Genomic DNA, 15,806 nt, shown 5'->3' with positions numbered 1-15,806 from the left:
TAATGCGGATCGATGGCTTCACGGCCACTCTGCAGAGTACGGACGGGGGATTTCTCTACGGTATCCGCTTTGTTTCGGGCGTGTTACAGGAGCCCGGCGACGATGCGGCATTTCGCTCTCGGTAGGCTGGGGGAGTGACGGATGCTGTGAACACGTACCCCGGTGAGCGACTCGGACTCCCGGAGTCTGGTCCCGGCAGCATCGCCCGGCCGGGCCGCCGCATCGGGGCTCTGCTCATCGATTACCTCGCCGCGACCATCATCGCCACCGCGTTCCTCGGCTACGACCAGTTCGCGCTTCCCACCGAAGCCGGGCTCACGCAGTTCGCGCCGATGCTGGTGTTCGCCGTGCTGCAGATCCTCTTCATCCCTACCGCGGGAGGCAGCCCGGGCCACCGGATCCTCGGAATGCGGCTCGTGCGCCGCGACGGTGCCTGGGTCGGCCTGTGGCGGCCGATCGTGCGCACCCTCCTGCTCGTCGTGGTCGTGCCGGCGGTGATCTGGGACGCCGATCAGCGCGGCCTGCATGACAAGGCCGTCGGCACCGTTCTCATCCGCGCCTGAGCGCAGCGTTCAGATCTTGCCGCGGTTGCGGCGACGGGCCTCTCGGGGTGCGCGTCCGCCGAGGAACGATCGTGCCGGGTCGACCGAGAATCCCTGTCGCAGCGCTTCTCTTCCGATGAGCATCCGGAAGCCCATCTCGTCGCGGTTGCTCAGCGTCACCTCGGCGAGCACTTCGCGGTCGACGAGGCGGATCAACAACTCCACTACGAGGCGCTCCTGTGCGTGCCCCGACGAGCTGCGCACGGCGCGCCGGTCGTGGACCGGGCACTCGACGACCACGGCGTCCTCCTGGCTGTCCTGCCAGGGTTTGACCTTGAAACGGACCCAGGGCTGGGCGTCCTGTTCGAACTCGACGATGTCGAACGCGTGCAGTGAGGAGGTGCGCGCACCGGTGTCGATCTTGGCTTTCAGCCAGTCGACTCCGAGATCGGGCAGGCTCACCCATTCTCGCCACCCCGTAAGGGTGTTTGAATGGGGGGTAGTCCTACTCACCTGATACATCCTGGCAGGAAAAATCCCCCGTGAAGATCGCAGTGCTCTCCCGTGCGCCGCAGGCGTACTCCACCCAGCGACTGCGCGCAGCTGCGCTTCAGCGCGGACACAACGTCAAGGTGCTCAATACGCTGCGCTTCGCGATCGATCTCACGGCCGATGAACCCGACCTCCACTATCGGGGTCGTCAGCTCAGCGACTACGACGCGATCCTGCCCCGCATCGGCAACTCGATCACGTACTTCGGCACCGCCGTGGTGCGGCAGTTCGAGCAGATGGACGTGTACACGCCGAACACCGCGAACGGGATCTCCAGCGCACGGGACAAGCTCCGCGCGAATCAGATCCTGTCACGGCACAACATCGCGATGCCGCCGACGGCGTTCGTACGCAATCGCGCAGACGTGCGTCCGGCGATCGAGCGCGTCGGTGGGGCGCCGGTCGTGATCAAGCTGCTGGAGGGAACCCAGGGGATCGGAGTCATCCTCGCGCCCCAGGTGAAGGTGGCCGAGGCGATCATCGAGACGCTGCACTCCACCAAGCAGAACGTGCTGATCCAGAAATTCATCTCGGAGAGTCGCGGACGCGACATCCGGGCTCTCGTCGTCGGTGACCGTGTCGTGGCCGCGATGCGGCGTTCGGCCGCCGGAGACGAATTCCGCTCGAACGTGCACCGCGGGGGATCCGTCGAGGCCGTCGAACTCGACCCCGTGTATGAGCGTGCCGCCGTCCGTTCCGCGCAGATCATGGGGCTGCGGGTCGCCGGCGTCGACATGCTCGAAGGTGACGACGGACCGCTGGTCATGGAGGTCAACTCCTCGCCGGGGCTGCAGGGCATCGAGACGGCGACGAAGCTCGATGTCGCCGGCGCGATCATCGACTACATCGCCGGTCAGGTCGCGTTCCCCGAGATCGATGTGCGGCAACGGCTCACGGTTTCGACGGGATACGGCGTCGCGGAACTGATGGTGCATGGCGCCGTCGACCTGGTCGGCAAGACTCTGGGTGAGGCGGGCCTCTGGGAACGCGACATCACGGTCCTCACGCTCCACCGCGGCGTGAGCGTGATCCCGAACCCGCGCAAGCACGTGGTCCTCGAGGCGGACGACCGACTGTTCTGCTTCGGCAAGCTCGACGAGATGCGTTCGATGGTTCCCGAGCGTCGTCGTCGGCGTGCGAAGGTCCGTCGCCTGCCTCGGCAGCCGCTCTCCGAATGAACGAGAGCGCGGCCGCCCTCAAAGGAAAACGGCCGCGCTCTTCGTTTCAGAGTGCTGGGCTCAACGAGGTCGCTGCGAGCGCACCTTCGTCGGGTCGATCCCCTTGGGGATCGGCAGCGAAGACAGCGACTGCGAGACCGAGTCCACGCGGCGGATGACCGCTGCCATGGTGGTCTTGTCGATGGCCTTCGGGAGCTTCTTGATCGTCTTCGCCAGGTCGGCGATCGCGACCTCGTCCTCGCCGTGCCCGACGTAGAGCACCGTGACGGGAACTCCGTGCGCGACGCGCTGGGCTTTGCTGCGCTCCTCGTTGACGAGGCGGGTCAGGCGGCCCCGCGCACCTTCTCCCACGACGACGATGCCACCGCGACCGATGGTGCGGTACACCGCCTCCTGCGTCTTCGGGTTGATGCCGACGGGCGTCTCCGACGCCTGCCAGCTGCGTCCGAGGCTGGTGCTGAGCACGTGGCCGGTGGCGCCGGGCATGCCGTCGATCTTCGTGTACATGGCCGAAGTCGACATTCGGGTCATGAGGAACAGCGCGCCGAGGACGCCGAGCATGAGACCCGTGATGCCCCAGAGGACGAGCGTCCAGATCTGGAACGGCGGGATCAGGTAGCCGGCGACGAGGCCGATGAGGACGCCGCCGACCAGGATCGCGAGCTGAGCCCACGGAAGCCACGGGTAGGCCTCACGGGTGAACCGGAAGAGGGACTTGATCTGGGAGAAGAACCCAGGACGCTTTTCGGGTTCAGGAGCACGCTTTGCCATGGGGACCAGCCTACCGAGTCCGCAGCCCTCGTGATGTCGCCGTTCGCGTGAAGCGGAGTCGGATGTGACGGCACTCTTCCTGCACATTCTCGGCATCGGCCGGAACCCGTTCGGTGAGGCCCGGATCACGCAGATTCCGGTGTGCGGTGGGCTGTGATGGAGGAATGACAGACATCGGCACGCATGACGCTCGGGGGACGGCCCTTCTTCCGGCCGCGCATCGGGTCGTTCGGGTTCTCGACGCGGATGAGGGGCCGTTCGAGGGCGCACTGGTCACTTCGGGGGACGCAGTGGCGGTGCGGGTGGACGCCTCGGCTCTCGGAGGATGGATCGGATGGCGGTACTCGGGGGCGGAGCATGTGGCCGCACCGATCGACGTCATCCGACGAGGCGGTGGCCACGATGTGCTGCTCCCGTGGTGCACGGATCAGGCGCTGGGGCTCCTGGTCCGTCGATCGGCCACGGGGGCAGTGCTGAAACCGGGGGAGTGCTGCACCCTCGTGATCAGCCTGCTGCGCGGTCTCGACGAGATCGGCGATGGTGCGGAGGGGACACGCACCGGAGCATGGTGGGTGACCGACGGCGGACGGCCGATGTTCGTCTTCGGAGCAGGGGTGGATGCGCGAGAAGGAGCGGCGCAGATCGTCCGGCGACTGGGCGAAGACAGCACCGACAAGGTGCTCACGCGGGCGCTCAGCGTGATCGAGAAGGGGCTCGAGAAGGCCGCCACACAGCCGCGCATCCCGCGCCGGCTCCTCGATGTGTGGGAGCAAGAGCTCCTGAGCGTCGCTGCTCCACAACCTCTCGATCGCGGGTCGCATGCGCCGGAGCGTGCGAGGGAGGTCGCGCGCGTGATCACGGCGCATCAACCGGTCCTTTCGCGGAACGGTCAGCGTCTGCGGGCGGATCGTCGCCGCAGGAGCCGGGGGATCGCGACCACAGCCGTGACGCTCGCCGACGCCGCGAAGGAGTCCTTCCGGGTCGCGTACGCGCGGATCGCGGCGGGGGTACAGGGGCGGCGAGGCCGAAGGACGGGTGAGGCAGGGGATCAAGGCACGCGGTCGCACTCGCGGCGACGTCCGTTCATCGTGGCGGCAGCCGTGGCGGTCGTCGTACTCGCCGCGGGCCTGCTGTGGCCGGACGGTGGCGAGCCGGGCGAGGCTGCTGATGCAGGAGGGCGGCGGGCGGCCGAATCGGCATCGGCACCCTCGGGGGGTGAGCCATCGGCCACGCCCGCGTCGGAGGACGCCGGGGCGCACGAGGAATCCGAGGGGTCTACGGAGAAGGGGACGGCGGACGAGACGAGGGCAGGTGGAGATCCGGACAGGAGCAGCTCGTCGGGAGGAGCCGATCCTGTGGCCGCAGCGGCAGCTCTGCTCACGTCGATCACGACCTGCCGTGCTCGTGCCGACGTCGCGTGCCCTGAGGCCGTGGCCTCAGGGTCTGACGGTGTGGTGAAAGAGCTCGGGGCTGCGGAGGGGACCGCCGTCGAGCTGGTCGACGAGTACGGGGACGTCGCCGTCGTGCGGCTCGAGGTCGGTCATGGCGATGAGGAGGCCGGAGAGGTGAACTCTCGGGAACCGGCGCACATGATGGTCGTCCTCATCCGGACGGAAGAGAAATGGCTGGTCCGCGACGTGTATGACGTCGCGGACCAGCCATGAGGTGCTCTATCGGTCAGGCGCCGAGCTGAGCGGCGAACTGCGCCGACTCGAGGCGGGCCTTCACCGCACCCAGGAACCGTGCTGCATCCGCACCATCGATGATCCGGTGGTCGTACGAGAGGGCGAGGTACACGTACGAACGGATCGCGATGGCATCCGCACCGCCGACCTTCACGAGGCCGGGACGCTTGACGACCGTGCCGGTGCCGAGGATCGCGGACTGCGGAAGGAAGACGACCGGGGTGTCGAACAATGCGCCCCGCGAACCGGTGTTGGTCAGCGTGAACGTTCCTCCGGCGAGCTCGTCCGGCTTCAGCTTGTTGTCACGCGTGCGGGCGGCGAGGTCAGCGATCTCATGTGCGATCTGCGCGATGTTCTTCGAGGCCGCGTCGCGCAGCACAGGCGTGAGCAGACCGCGCTCGGTGTCGACCGCGATCGACACGTTCTCGCTCGCCGGGTACACGATGTTCTCACCGTCGACGGTCGCGTTCACGATCGGGAACGCCTGCAGCGCCTCCGCGGTCGCCAGCGCGAAGAACGGCAGGAACGACAGCTTGTCGCCGGTCTTCTCGAGGAACGACGCCTTCACGCTGTCGCGGTAGTCGGCCAGAGCCGTGACATCGACCTCGACCACCGTGGTGAGCTGAGCGGTCTGCTGCATGGACTCGACGGCACGCTTCGCCAGAACCTTGCGCAGGCGCGACATCGGCTGCGTGGTGCCACGCAGCGGAGACACCTCGAGCGGTGCCGGGGCCGACGCGGCTGCCGCAGCGGGTGCCGTGGCGGTCTCGGCAGCCTTGAGGACGTCTTCCTTGCGGATGCGGCCACCCACACCGGTTCCGGTGACGGAGGCGAGGTCCACGCCCTGCTGTGCGGCGAGGCGGCGCACCAGCGGCGTCACGTACAGGTTGTCGTTCTCGGTGGGCAGCGCGAGCTTCTGTGCGGCCGGAGCAGCAGCGGCAGGAGCCGGAGCAGCAGCCGGTGCCGGTGCGGCGGGCGCGGGCGCGGCAGCAGGTGCCGCGGCAGCAGCCGGTGCCGGTGCGGCGGCGGGTGCGGGCGCCGCGGCAGGAGCGGGAGCCGGGGCGGCAGTAGGTGCCGCAGCGGCCGGTGCCTCAGCTGCCGCTGCAGCGCCGGAACCGACGCGAGCGAGGACAGCGCCGACGGCGACGGTCTCGTCCTCGCCGGCGACGATCTCCTGCAGCACACCGGCGACCGGCGACGGGATCTCGGTGTCGACCTTGTCGGTCGAGATCTCCAGAAGCGCCTCGTCGACGGCGATGCTGTCGCCGACCTGCTTGAGCCAACGGGTCACGGTGCCTTCGGTGACACTCTCGCCGAGCTCGGGAAGCACGATGTCGGTCGCGTCGCCGGCGGGAGCGGATTCTGCAGCCGGCGTCTCCGCGGCGGGTGCGGGGGCCTCAGCGGCAGGTGCGGCCCCCGCAGGTGCGGATTCCGCGGGCGCGGCCTCGGCGGGCGAGGCTTCAGCGGGTGCAGCCTCGGCGGCAGCAGGAGCGTCTCCCGCAGGGGCCGACTCGCTGCCATCGCCGATTCGCGCGAGAAGCGCACCGACCTCGACGGTCTCGTCTTCGGCCACGAGGATCTCCTCGATCACGCCGGAAACGGGGGAGGGGATCTCGGTGTCGACCTTGTCGGTCGAGATCTCGAGCAGGCCCTCATCCGCCTGCACGGTGTCTCCCACCTGCTTGAGCCAGCGGGTGACCGTACCCTCTGTGACGCTCTCGCCGAGAGCGGGGAGGACGACGGATGTGCTCATGACTGAGTCTCCTTCAAGAAGTTGTATGACGCTTGTCTAGCTTAGTGACTCGGGCACCGGTTGGTGCTCAGAGGGCGTGCAGAGGCTTGCCGGCCAGTGCGAGGAAGGCTTCGCCGAGTGCCTCGCTCTGGGTCGGGTGGGCGTGGATCAGGGGGGCGATGTCCTCAGGATGCGCTTCCCAGGCGACAGCGAGCTGTCCCTCGGTGATGAGCTCGCCGACGCGATCGCCGAGCAGATGCACGCCGAGAACGGGGCCGTCCTTGAGCCGGACGACCTTGACGAGCCCGCTCGTCCCGATGATCTCACTCTTGCCGTTGCCGGCGAGGTTGTACTCGTAAGCGGCGACCGCATCGGCACCGTGCTCGGCGATCGCAGCCTCCTCGGTGACGCCGACCGAGGCGACCTCGGGGCTCGAGTACGTGACCTTGGGGATCTGCGCGTCCGGGATGTTCGCGGGGGACAGACCGGCGATGCGTTCGGCGACGGCGATGCCCTGCTGGAATCCGCGGTGGGCGAGCTGCAGGCCGGGAACGATGTCCCCCACAGCCCAGACCCCGGGAACGCCGGTGCGCAGGTTCTCGTCGACCGTCACGAAGCCGCGGTCGAGGGTGACGCCTGCCTCTTCGAATCCGAGGTCCGCGGTGACGGGGCCTCGTCCGACCGCGACGAGCAGGTAGTCGGCCGTGAACTCCTTGCCGTCTTCGAGCGTGACGGTGACCGAGGAGTCGTCCTGCGTCGCCGTCTGGAAGCGGACACCGAGCGAGTACTGGATGCCGCGACGACGGAATGCGCGCTCAAGGCCCTTGCTGAGGGCGATGTCCTCGTTCGGAACCAGGTGCGGCAGAGCCTCGATGATCGTGACCTCGGAACCGAAGGAGCGCCACACGCTGGCGAACTCGACGCCGATCACGCCACCGCCGAGGATGAGGACGCGCTCCGGGATGACGTCGAGCGCGAGCGCCTGCTCGCTCGTGAGGATCCGTCCGCCGATGTCGAGGCCGGGAAGTGAACGACTGTACGAGCCTGTCGCCAGCACCACATCGGCGCCGACGTACACATCGTCGCCGACACTGACGCTGCGGTCGGCGTTCAGTCGGCCGAGACCGGCGACGGTGGTGATGCCGCGGGCCTTCACGAGGCCTTCGAGGCCCTTGAACTTCTTTGCGACGATGCCCTCGCGGTATGCCCGGACACCAGCCGGATCGATGCCCTGCAGCGTCGCGGTGACGCCGACGGAGGCGGCGTCGCGCACATGCTCGGCGACCTCGGCGGCGTGCAGCAGCGCCTTGGTCGGGATGCAGCCGCGGTGCAGGCAGGTGCCGCCGACCTTGTCCTTCTCGACGAGTGCGACGGACTTGCCGAGCTCACTCGCGCGCAGAGCCGCGGCGTAGCCGCCGCTGCCGCCGCCCAGGACGACGACGTCGAAGGTGTGGGTTGTCATGTGTCATGCCTCCTTGTGGGATGCTGCGGCGAAGGCGACGATCGATCGGACCATCGCCCCCGTGGGGCCCTTCTCCGTGAAGCCGTACGGTGATCCGCCGTGCTCGCCGGAGCCGGCGATGTCGAGGTGGACCCAGGGGATGCGCGGGGCGTCCTCGGCCTCGGAAGTGCGGCCGACGAAACGGCGCAGGAACAGACCGGCGAACGAGGCACCTCCCATCCGGTCACCCATGTTCGCGTTCTGCAGGTCGGCGATGGGCGACTCGAGGGACTCCTCCATGTAGCTCGGCAGCGGCATGTGCCAGGCGGGCTCGTCGACGTGCTCGGCGGCAGCGAGGAACTCGGCGACGGTGTCGTCGTCGCCGAAGACGCCCGTGTGCCGGTGTCCGAGGGCGGCGACGATCGCACCCGTGAGAGTGGCGACGTCGATGATCACATCGGGCTGCTCGCGACTCGCCGCGACCAAGCCGTCGGCGAGGACGAGGCGGCCTTCGGCATCGGTGTTCTGGACCTCGACGGTCGTGCCGTCGAGGATGCGGATGACGTCGCCGGGACGGAGTGCTCGCCCGGACGGCATGTTGTCGGTGATGCAGAGCCACGCCGTCACGCGCACCGGCAGCTGCAGCGCGGCGATCGCGCGGAGCGCCGCAAGAGACGTGGCCGCTCCCGCCATGTCGAACTTCATCCCGACCATCGACGCCGCGGGCTTCAGGGACAGTCCCCCTGTGTCGAATGTGATGCCCTTGCCGACGAGGGCGATGTGTCGATTCGCACCCGCGGGGGAGTAGTCGAGGCGAACGAGCCGCGGCGGTCGGTCGGAGCCCTGTCCGACGCCCAGGATGCCTCCGAAGCCCTTCTCCGCCAGCTCCTTCTCGTCGAGGATCTCGACCGTGACGTCGAGGTCGGCGACGCTGTCGGCGGCACTCTGCGCGAGCTGCGCAGGGCTCTGCCACTCGGCAGGCACGTTGACGAGGTCCTTGATCAGCGCCACCGCATCGCCGATGGTCTGGGCATAGGCTGCCTCCTCATCGGTGAGCACCGCGTGGAGGGTGACCGCGGTGGCGCGGGTCTTGCCTTTCTCGGAACGGTATCCGTCGAAGCGGTGGCCGCCGAGGACCGCGCCCTCGGCCGCTGCAGGGGCGAACCCCTCGAGGCCGTCGGCGAGACCGAGCGCGACGTGGTCGAATCCGGTGAGGCAGCGCAGCGCGGCGCCGGCCGCATTGCGCACGGCGGCGGCATCGGGCTTGTCGCCTGCTCCCACGACCGCGAACGGCAAGGTGCTGACCTCGGGGAGGTGCACACGGGCGAATGATCCGGCGGAGCCGGTGAATCCGATGCCGGCCAGCGCGTCCGCCAGGCCGGGGTAGGCGGACAGCGATTCCGCAGACTCGGGAAGAGTGGCGACGACGAGCACTGCGGCATCTGCAGCGCTTCCGGGGAACTGAGCGGTGGTGTGCGAGAGCACGGGAAGCGTCATGTCTTCCATCCTAGGATCTTCGCCGCAGCATGGTCGTCCGCCGCCCAGGGGAGTGTTCGCTCTCAGCATGATGCGTCGCGCCCCGGTATCCGGACCTGCTCGTAGCATGGAGGCATGCCCTTCTCCGGTGAGATCCACGAACGTGTCGCGAATGCGCCGACAGTGCCGCACGGCCTGCCCCTGGTGGTTCTCCTCACCGGTTTCACCGATGCGGGCAGCGCTGTCTCCGGGCTCATCGACCACCTGCGCGAGACCGCGTCGCCCGAGCCGGTCATCGTCTTCGACAACGACGCTCTGCTGGACTATCGCGCACGGCGTCCGGTGATCTCCTTCGATCAGGATCACCTCACCGAGTTCCGTCCGCCCCGGCTCGAGCTCTCCCTCGCGACGGATGCCCTGGATCGGCCCTTCCTGCTCCTCGCCGGCTATGAGCCGGACTTCGCCTGGAACGCGTTCGCGAGCACGGTGCTGGATCTGGCCGCGGAGTTCGAGGTTTCCGGGCTCCACTGGGTCCACTCGATCGCCATGCCGGTGCCGCACACGCGTCCGATCGGCACGACGGTGAGTGGCAACCGACGCGACCTCACGGTTGCGCATTCGGTGTGGAGGCCGCGCACACAGGTGCCGGCCACCGCGGGACACCTGCTCGAGTACCGCTTCATCGAACGCGGCGAGCGTGCCGTCGGATTCGTGCTCCTGGTGCCGCACTATCTCGCGGAGACGGAGAACCCCGATGCCGTGATCGCCGCCGCCGAGAAGCTCATGGCCTCGACGGGCCTGGTGCTCATGCTCGACGCGGTGCAGGAGCGGCGCGAGGATTACCTGACCCGAGTGGGGGAGCAGGTCGCCGGGAACGACGAGCTGCAGCAGATGTTGCACAACCTCGAGCGCCGGTACGACGCCTATATGGCGGGGCGTAACCCCGACGACGACTCCTACGACGAGGGCGGATTCAGCGAGCGCGACCTGCCCAGCGCCGATGAACTGGCGGCTGAGCTGGAGCGCTATCTCGCCTCTCGTCCCTCCGGCGACGAGGACAAGCCCGGCCGCGGGTGAGATCGATACGGCAGAACTTCGTCGGAATGCGTCCGCATCGCCACACGTGTGCGATACTAGGACTCTGACCCGTTGTCAATCAGTGTTTTCGAACGCTGGACTTGACAAGGGTCTTACTAGTGTCCGAAATGTCCCGGGGCTACACAGCAGCTCCGTGAAAGGCGAAACGTGACTCCTGCCACGACGAAGAACACCCGGACGAAGAAGGCTGCCGAAGAGACGACCGCCGACGCTCCGGTCGAGGCCGATGCGCCCGAGAAGCCCGCGCCGTTGAGCGCGGCGAAGCGTGCTGCCGCAAAGCGCGCCCCCGTCAAGAAGAAGAAGGCCGAGGACGTCGTCGAAGAAGACGAGGCTCCTGCCGTGGCCGCTGTCGACGACGACGAGGACGAAGACGCCAAGCCGAAGTTCACCGAGCCGCTGCCGACCGGCGCGATCGTCATCTCGTCGAACGACGATGAAGACGTCCCGGTCTACTCGACGCAGATCACCGGTGCGACGGCTGACCCCGTCAAGGACTACCTGAAGCAGATCGGAAAGGTCGCGCTACTGAACGCGGCCGAAGAGGTCGAGCTCGCCATGCGCATCGAGGCGGGTCTGTTCGCCGAAGAGAAGCTGTCGGCGATGACGGCGGCCGAGAAGACGAGCCAGCTCGGACTCGACCTGCAGTGGGTAGCCCGCGACGGCCAGCGCGCGAAGAGCCATCTGCTCGGTGCCAACCTCCGTCTCGTCGTCTCCCTCGCGAAGCGCTACACGGGCCGCGGCATGCAGTTCCTGGATCTGATCCAGGAGGGCAACCTCGGGCTGATCCGCGCTGTGGAGAAGTTCGACTACACCAAGGGCTTCAAGTTCTCGACCTACGCCACCTGGTGGATCCGCCAGGCGATCACCCGTGCCATGGCCGACCAGGCCCGCACGATCCGCATCCCGGTGCACATGGTCGAGGTCATCAACAAGCTCGCCCGCGTGCAGCGTCAGATGCTGCAGGACCTCGGTCGCGAACCCACTCCGGAAGAGCTCAGCCGCGAGCTGGACATGACGCCGGAGAAGGTCGTGGAGGTGCAGAAGTACGGCCGCGAGCCCATCTCGCTGCACACTCCGCTCGGTGAGGACGGCGACAGCGAGTTCGGCGACCTGATCGAGGACACCGAGGCCGTGGTCCCCGCAGACGCCGTGGGATTCACCATGCTGCAGCGTCAGCTGGAACAGCTGCTCGACTCGCTCTCCGAGCGCGAAGCAGGCGTGATCCGCATGCGCTTCGGCCTGGGCGACGGTCAGCCGAAGACCCTCGACCAGATCGGTGACACGTTCGGCGTGACGCGCGAGCGCATCCGCCAGATCGAGTCGAAGACGATGGCGAAGCTGCGTCACCCGAGCCGTTCGCAGTCCCTGCGGGACTACCTCGAATGAGCCAGGCGAACGACGGCAAGGCTCTCGAGGCGAGCGTCGACGGCAAGAACTATGCGCGCATCCCGCTGCGCACTCGAGTGGTCATGCCCGAGGACGACCTCGATGCGATCATCACCGAGTACGCCAAGGACGCGGTGCAGCCGGGCGACCTGCTGTTCGTGACCGAGAAAATCGTGGCGATCACGCAGGGGCGGTCGTACCGTCTCGATGAGATCAAGCCGCGCAAGCTCGCGTTGTTCCTGTCGAAGTACGTCACACGCACGCCGTACGGCATCGGGCTCGGCATGCCGGAGACGATGGAGATGGCGCTGCGGGAGTGCGGTACGCCGCGGATCCTCTTCGCTTCGGCTGTGGCGGCGGTCACCAAGGCGTTCGGTCGCCGGGGAGACTTCTATCGCATCGCGGGCGATAAGGCACGCGCGATCGACGGACCGACCAAGCACACGATCCCGCCGTACAACGAGGCGGTCGTGCTCGGGCCGAAGGATCCCGACGGTGTCGCGGCCCGCCTCAAGAAGCTCGTCGGCGGTCACGCGGAGGTCGCCGTGGTCGACATCAACGATCTCGGTGGCAACATCCTCGGTTCGACGCTCGACAAAGACGGTGAGCGTCGTCTGGTGAAGATCCTCGGCGACAACCCGCTCGGCCAGGGCCTCGAGTCCACGCCGCTCGGTATCGTCCGCGCGATCTGATCTCTCGGAACTCACGAAGAAGGCCCCGGATGCTCGAGCATCCGGGGCCTTTCTCTTCATGGTTCAGAAGCCGATGACCTCACGATAGCGGGGCTTGTGACCGGTGCGGATGCCGGTGACGCTGGGCTTGTTCTCATAGACGCCGGCGCCCCAGTTGCCCTCGACGAGCACGGGGCCGTCGGGGGACACGACGATGTCCCAGCCGACGTACTGCACCTGCGGCACGACACGGGCGACCTCATCGATGAATGCCCGCACCTCGTCCATGTACGGCAACTGGAAGTCGGCGATGCGGAAACCCGAGTCGGGGTGCGTCTCGTGCACGTGCCCGTGCGAGTCGTACCCGGCTCCCACGGCGTGGCCGTTCTCATCGAGCATCGTGTAGAAGCCGCCGAAGGTCATCTGATCGCTGACCTCGCCGCGGCCGAACTTCTGCGCCATCGCGAGGATGTGCGCCTTCTCGCCGTCGAAGAACGCGGTGATACGGGTGGTGTTCACGGTGCCGGGGCACACGGCCGCCAGGGCGTCGTGCTGACGGATGACCTCTTCGATGAGCAGTTCGCCGCGCTCCAGCAGTCCGCGGTGGAACTCGTTCCAGTCCTCGATGTCGGCAGCGTGGTAGCGGTGCACTCCGGTGCCGGCCTGCCCCACCGGCTCCTTCGTCACGATCGTGCCGAGGCGCTGGGTGAGCTCACGCACGGCGTCGGCGTTGCCTTCTTCGACGACCATCCACTCGCGCTTCAGGAACGCGGAGAACTGCTTGTCGAACTCGACCTTGTCCTGGAAGATCCAGCGGTAGTCCGGGTGGTCGTACCGCTGCGAGAGCTGGTTCGACACCGGATGCGTCATGTAGGTCTCGCGCTCGGCCTTGGTGAGCATGGCGAAGTCGTAGTCGATGTAGTCCTGGAAGCCGACGTTGTGACGGGCGGCGGACCACAGCATGTCGACGATGATGCCGGGTACGGCCTTGTGGTGCTGCTCCGAAGCCTCTTTCGCTCGTTCCACCACCGATCCGACATCGATGCGGCGGGCACGTCCCAGCAGGTAGCGGATGCGGGGCGTGAGGGAAAGACGAGACATATGGCTCCAGGGTCGGGGTCTCCACCAGTCTACGGGGACCGCGCAGGTCCACCTGGGAGTCGGAAGCTAGGGTGGAGGACGTGTGTGAGACGACTTCCAGCGCCCTGCCGCGAGCGATCATCTCCCGGTCTGCCCTGGCTGCAGGGGCGTCAGCGGCGGTGATCGCCGGCGGGGGCGTCGCCGATCTGCGTCGCGATGCCTGGGGGCACGGCGTGCTCGCTGTCGCTCAGGCGGTGACCGCCGCCGGCGCGGAGCAGGTGCTGGTCGACGCCGACGGAGAGGTCGAGGCGCTGCGTCTGGAGGGGATCGTCGGGGTGACCTCCGGCGACGCCGATATCGATCCGACTCTGTTGTACGGACTTCCTGATGAGTCAGGCGTCCTCGTGACGGAGCCCGTGATGCGCCTCACCGGCCGCGTGCTGTCCACCAAGCGCCTTCGTGCAGGCGACGCAGTCTCGTACGGCTACACCTACCGCGCGTCCGCAGACACGACGGTGGCGCTCGTGACGGGCGGTTACGCACAGGGCATCGTGCGAGCGCTCGGGAACCAGGGGCTCGTCGACATCGACGGTGTCGCGCGACCCATCATCGGGCGCGTCGCCATGGACGTCTGCGTCGTCGATCTCGCCGGCTCCGACGTCGAAGCCGGTGCGGAGGCAACGTACTTCGGTGGACGCGGCCCCGCCGCGGACGGACTCGCCCGATGGAGCGCGGTCACCGGGATGGCGGCGGCAGAGCTCGTCACGGTGGCCGGTGCACACGCGGTTCGGGGGTGGGAGGCATGAGCCGCCCGGAGCTGCGCGTCAGCAGCAGCGTCTTCCGCACGAACATCGAGGCCGTGCGCACGCGGATCGCGCCATCGGCCCTCATGCTCGTGCTCAAGGACGACGCATACGGACACGGGCTCGCGTGGGCCGTCGAGACGGCGGTCCAGGCAGGCGTCGAGCGGTTCGGCAGCTACGACATCGCCGGTGGGCTGAGCGTTCGACGCATCGCCGGCGGGGATGCGCGGATCTTCGCATGGGCGACATCGACGGATGCTGAGGTCGACGACGCCCTCCTGCAGCAGATCGATCTCGGAGTGGGAACGACCGCCTACCTGCGGCGGATCATCACCCGCGCCGAAGCCCTCGGCGTGTGTGCGCGCGTGCACCTGAAGATCGACACGGGGCTGCACCGCAACGGGATCCTGCCGGAGGACTGGGCCGCGACGGTGGCGGAGGCCCGGGCGGCGGAGCGCGCAGGACTCCTCGAGCTCGATGGCGTGTGGAGTCACATCGCCGAGGCGAGCGACGAGGAGGACGACGATGCGCAAGAGGTGTTCCTGGACGCGGTGCGCGTCGTGGGGGAGTCGGGGCCGGTCCCCGCTTCGCTGCACCTGACGGCCTCAGCGGCATCCTGGTGGCGTCCCGAGATGCGCGGCACGGTGTCGCGAATCGGAGCGTTCTGCTACGGCATCCGTTCCGCCGACGGCCCTGAGCTGCCGGGCGTCCGTCCGGTGGCGAGTCTGGTGGCGACCGTGGTCGATGTCGACGCAGGCGACGCCGTGATCTCGATCGGCAGTTTCGACGGTTTCCCCTCGACCCTCAGGGGTGTCGACGTGGGGACGCCGGACGGTGCCCGGAATCTGATGGCCGTCGATCAGACGACGTCGGTCGTCGCCGGGTGGCCGGGCCTCAGGGTGGGGGACGAGGTCACCCTGTTCGGCGCGGGTGAGCGCGGAGAATCGTCGGCAACCACTCTCGCTGAGCGTATCGACACGGTGGGCGAGGAGATCCTCACCCGGCTGACCGCTCGGGTCCGCCGGGTCGTACAGGACTGACGGGCGTCAGACGGCCTGGATCAGGCGTGCTGTCTCGTCGTGCCAGCTGGTCGCGATGCTGCGGAGCTTCTCTTCGTACTTGCGGCCGTGGTGGGCGCAGAACAGGAGCTCGGAGCCGTTCACCTCGGCGGCGATGTACGCCTGAGCGCCGCAGGAATCGCAACGATCCATGGCCGTCAGACGGAACTCGATGGTGGAGGTGTCACGTTCGGTCGTTGCATTCATCTCGGTGCCTCCTCGGGTGTCGGCTTCGCTTGCTGATTTGGTCAATACAACCACGCTGCACCTGTGTGCATGCCCGGTTTGCGGCGTGTTTCGCTCAGCGCGTACGGGACGGGAACGGACTGGACG

15 protein-coding genes are annotated in these 15,806 nt (G+C 67.8%); 8 read left to right on the top strand and 7 right to left on the bottom strand.

From position 1 onward, the window contains the following. Window positions 1–134: 134 nt before the first annotated feature. Window positions 135–563: an RDD family protein gene (locus tag CQ034_RS04295; RefSeq protein WP_029262829.1), complete on the top strand. Its 429-nt coding sequence runs from the start codon at window positions 135–137 to the stop codon at window positions 561–563. Between the two features lie 9 nt (window positions 564–572). On the opposite strand, the gene CQ034_RS04290 is transcribed toward CQ034_RS04295, so the two are convergent. After that, on the bottom strand, window positions 573–1,064 hold the full coding sequence (locus CQ034_RS04290) for a RimK/LysX family protein (protein ID WP_029262828.1): 492 nt from the start codon (window positions 1,062–1,064) through the stop codon (window positions 573–575). Between the two features lie 20 nt (window positions 1,065–1,084). Here CQ034_RS04290 and CQ034_RS04285 point away from each other — a divergent pair, with 20 nt between their 5' ends. Further along, window positions 1,085–2,272, top strand: a complete 1,188-nt coding sequence (locus CQ034_RS04285) for a RimK family alpha-L-glutamate ligase (protein ID WP_029262827.1) — start codon at window positions 1,085–1,087, stop codon at window positions 2,270–2,272. A 60-nt stretch (window positions 2,273–2,332) separates the two neighbouring features. Here CQ034_RS04285 and CQ034_RS04280 read toward each other — a convergent pair whose 3' ends face one another. Then, window positions 2,333–3,043 carry a DUF4191 domain-containing protein gene (locus tag CQ034_RS04280; protein WP_105710038.1) on the bottom strand — a complete coding sequence of 237 codons (711 nt, stop codon included), beginning with the start codon at window positions 3,041–3,043 and terminating at the stop codon, window positions 2,333–2,335. A gap of 164 nt (window positions 3,044–3,207) precedes the next feature. On the opposite strand from CQ034_RS04280, the gene CQ034_RS19710 reads away from it, so the two are divergent. Continuing rightward, entirely contained in the window at window positions 3,208–4,707 is a 1,500-nt protein-coding gene (locus tag CQ034_RS19710) for a hypothetical protein (RefSeq protein ID WP_258134044.1), read from the top strand. A gap of 13 nt (window positions 4,708–4,720) precedes the next feature. On the opposite strand, the gene sucB is transcribed toward CQ034_RS19710, so the two are convergent. The 3 genes from sucB to CQ034_RS04260 form a co-directional block, all read right to left on the bottom strand. Beyond that, a complete protein-coding gene (gene sucB / locus CQ034_RS04270) occupies window positions 4,721–6,481 on the bottom strand; it encodes a 2-oxoglutarate dehydrogenase, E2 component, dihydrolipoamide succinyltransferase (protein WP_105710037.1) in 1,761 nt (586 codons plus the stop codon). A gap of 67 nt (window positions 6,482–6,548) precedes the next feature. Next, window positions 6,549–7,922: a dihydrolipoyl dehydrogenase gene (gene lpdA / locus CQ034_RS04265; RefSeq protein WP_105710036.1), complete on the bottom strand. Its 1,374-nt coding sequence runs from the start codon at window positions 7,920–7,922 to the stop codon at window positions 6,549–6,551. Window positions 7,923–7,925: 3 nt separating this feature from the next. Next, window positions 7,926–9,398, bottom strand: coding sequence for a leucyl aminopeptidase (locus tag CQ034_RS04260; protein WP_105710035.1), 1,473 nt, complete (start codon window positions 9,396–9,398; stop codon window positions 7,926–7,928). 114 nt (window positions 9,399–9,512) lie between these two features. On the opposite strand from CQ034_RS04260, the gene CQ034_RS04255 reads away from it, so the two are divergent. The 3 genes from CQ034_RS04255 (at window position 9,513) to CQ034_RS04245 (ending at window position 12,553) form a co-directional block, all read left to right on the top strand. Next, window positions 9,513–10,454 (top strand): proteasome assembly chaperone family protein, encoded by a 942-nt coding sequence (locus CQ034_RS04255; RefSeq protein ID WP_029263252.1) that lies wholly within the window; start codon window positions 9,513–9,515, stop codon window positions 10,452–10,454. Between the two features lie 168 nt (window positions 10,455–10,622). Next, window positions 10,623–11,861, top strand: a complete 1,239-nt coding sequence (locus CQ034_RS04250; protein ID WP_029263253.1) for an RNA polymerase sigma factor — start codon at window positions 10,623–10,625, stop codon at window positions 11,859–11,861. Next, entirely contained in the window at window positions 11,858–12,553 is a 696-nt protein-coding gene (locus CQ034_RS04245) for a coenzyme F420-0:L-glutamate ligase (RefSeq protein WP_029263254.1), read from the top strand. Before CQ034_RS04250 ends, CQ034_RS04245 begins: the two co-directional genes overlap by 4 nt. A 63-nt stretch (window positions 12,554–12,616) precedes the next feature. On the opposite strand, the gene CQ034_RS04240 is transcribed toward CQ034_RS04245, so the two are convergent. Then, a complete protein-coding gene (locus CQ034_RS04240; protein ID WP_029263255.1) occupies window positions 12,617–13,633 on the bottom strand; it encodes a sugar-transfer associated ATP-grasp domain-containing protein in 1,017 nt (338 codons plus the stop codon). An 80-nt stretch (window positions 13,634–13,713) separates the two neighbouring features. Here CQ034_RS04240 and CQ034_RS04235 point away from each other — a divergent pair, with 80 nt between their 5' ends. Together CQ034_RS04235 and CQ034_RS04230 are read left to right on the top strand one after the other, a co-directional pair. Beyond that, window positions 13,714–14,418: an alanine racemase gene (locus CQ034_RS04235; protein WP_258134039.1), complete on the top strand. Its 705-nt coding sequence runs from the start codon at window positions 13,714–13,716 to the stop codon at window positions 14,416–14,418. Further along, on the top strand, window positions 14,415–15,455 hold the full coding sequence (locus tag CQ034_RS04230; protein ID WP_105710034.1) for an alanine racemase: 1,041 nt from the start codon (window positions 14,415–14,417) through the stop codon (window positions 15,453–15,455). The genes CQ034_RS04235 and CQ034_RS04230 overlap by 4 nt, the downstream gene beginning before the upstream one ends. A 6-nt stretch (window positions 15,456–15,461) precedes the next feature. Here the strand turns inward: CQ034_RS04230 and CQ034_RS04225 are convergent, their stop codons facing one another. Next, window positions 15,462–15,680, bottom strand: coding sequence for a hypothetical protein (locus tag CQ034_RS04225; RefSeq protein ID WP_029263258.1), 219 nt, complete (start codon window positions 15,678–15,680; stop codon window positions 15,462–15,464). Between the last annotated feature and the right edge of the window lie 126 nt (window positions 15,681–15,806).

Origin of the sequence: Microbacterium sp. MYb45, assembly GCF_002979655.1 — a bacterium.
GTDB lineage: Bacteria > Actinomycetota > Actinomycetes > Actinomycetales > Microbacteriaceae > Microbacterium.
The sequence above is the reverse complement of the archived record's forward strand: the minus strand, read 5'-3'. Positions and strand labels throughout refer to the sequence as shown.

Bases quoted from the DNA above. Each gene is read 5' to 3' on its own strand.
- CQ034_RS04290 (WP_029262828.1), bottom strand. From the start codon at position 1,064: ATGTATCAGGTGAGTAGGACTACCCCCCATTCAAACACCCTTACGGGG.
- CQ034_RS04280 (WP_105710038.1), bottom strand. From the start codon at position 3,043: ATGGCAAAGCGTGCTCCTGAACCCGAAAAGCGTCCTGGGTTCTTCTCC.
- CQ034_RS19710 (WP_258134044.1), top strand. From the start codon at position 3,208: ATGACAGACATCGGCACGCATGACGCTCGGGGGACGGCCCTTCTTCCG.
- sucB (WP_105710037.1), bottom strand. From the start codon at position 6,481: ATGAGCACATCCGTCGTCCTCCCCGCTCTCGGCGAGAGCGTCACAGAG.
- lpdA (WP_105710036.1), bottom strand. From the start codon at position 7,922: ATGACAACCCACACCTTCGACGTCGTCGTCCTGGGCGGCGGCAGCGGC.
- CQ034_RS04260 (WP_105710035.1), bottom strand. From the start codon at position 9,398: ATGACGCTTCCCGTGCTCTCGCACACCACCGCTCAGTTCCCCGGAAGC.
- CQ034_RS04255 (WP_029263252.1), top strand. From the start codon at position 9,513: ATGCCCTTCTCCGGTGAGATCCACGAACGTGTCGCGAATGCGCCGACA.
- CQ034_RS04245 (WP_029263254.1), top strand. From the start codon at position 11,858: ATGAGCCAGGCGAACGACGGCAAGGCTCTCGAGGCGAGCGTCGACGGC.
- CQ034_RS04240 (WP_029263255.1), bottom strand. From the start codon at position 13,633: ATGTCTCGTCTTTCCCTCACGCCCCGCATCCGCTACCTGCTGGGACGT.
- CQ034_RS04230 (WP_105710034.1), top strand. From the start codon at position 14,415: ATGAGCCGCCCGGAGCTGCGCGTCAGCAGCAGCGTCTTCCGCACGAAC.
- CQ034_RS04225 (WP_029263258.1), bottom strand. From the start codon at position 15,680: ATGAATGCAACGACCGAACGTGACACCTCCACCATCGAGTTCCGTCTG.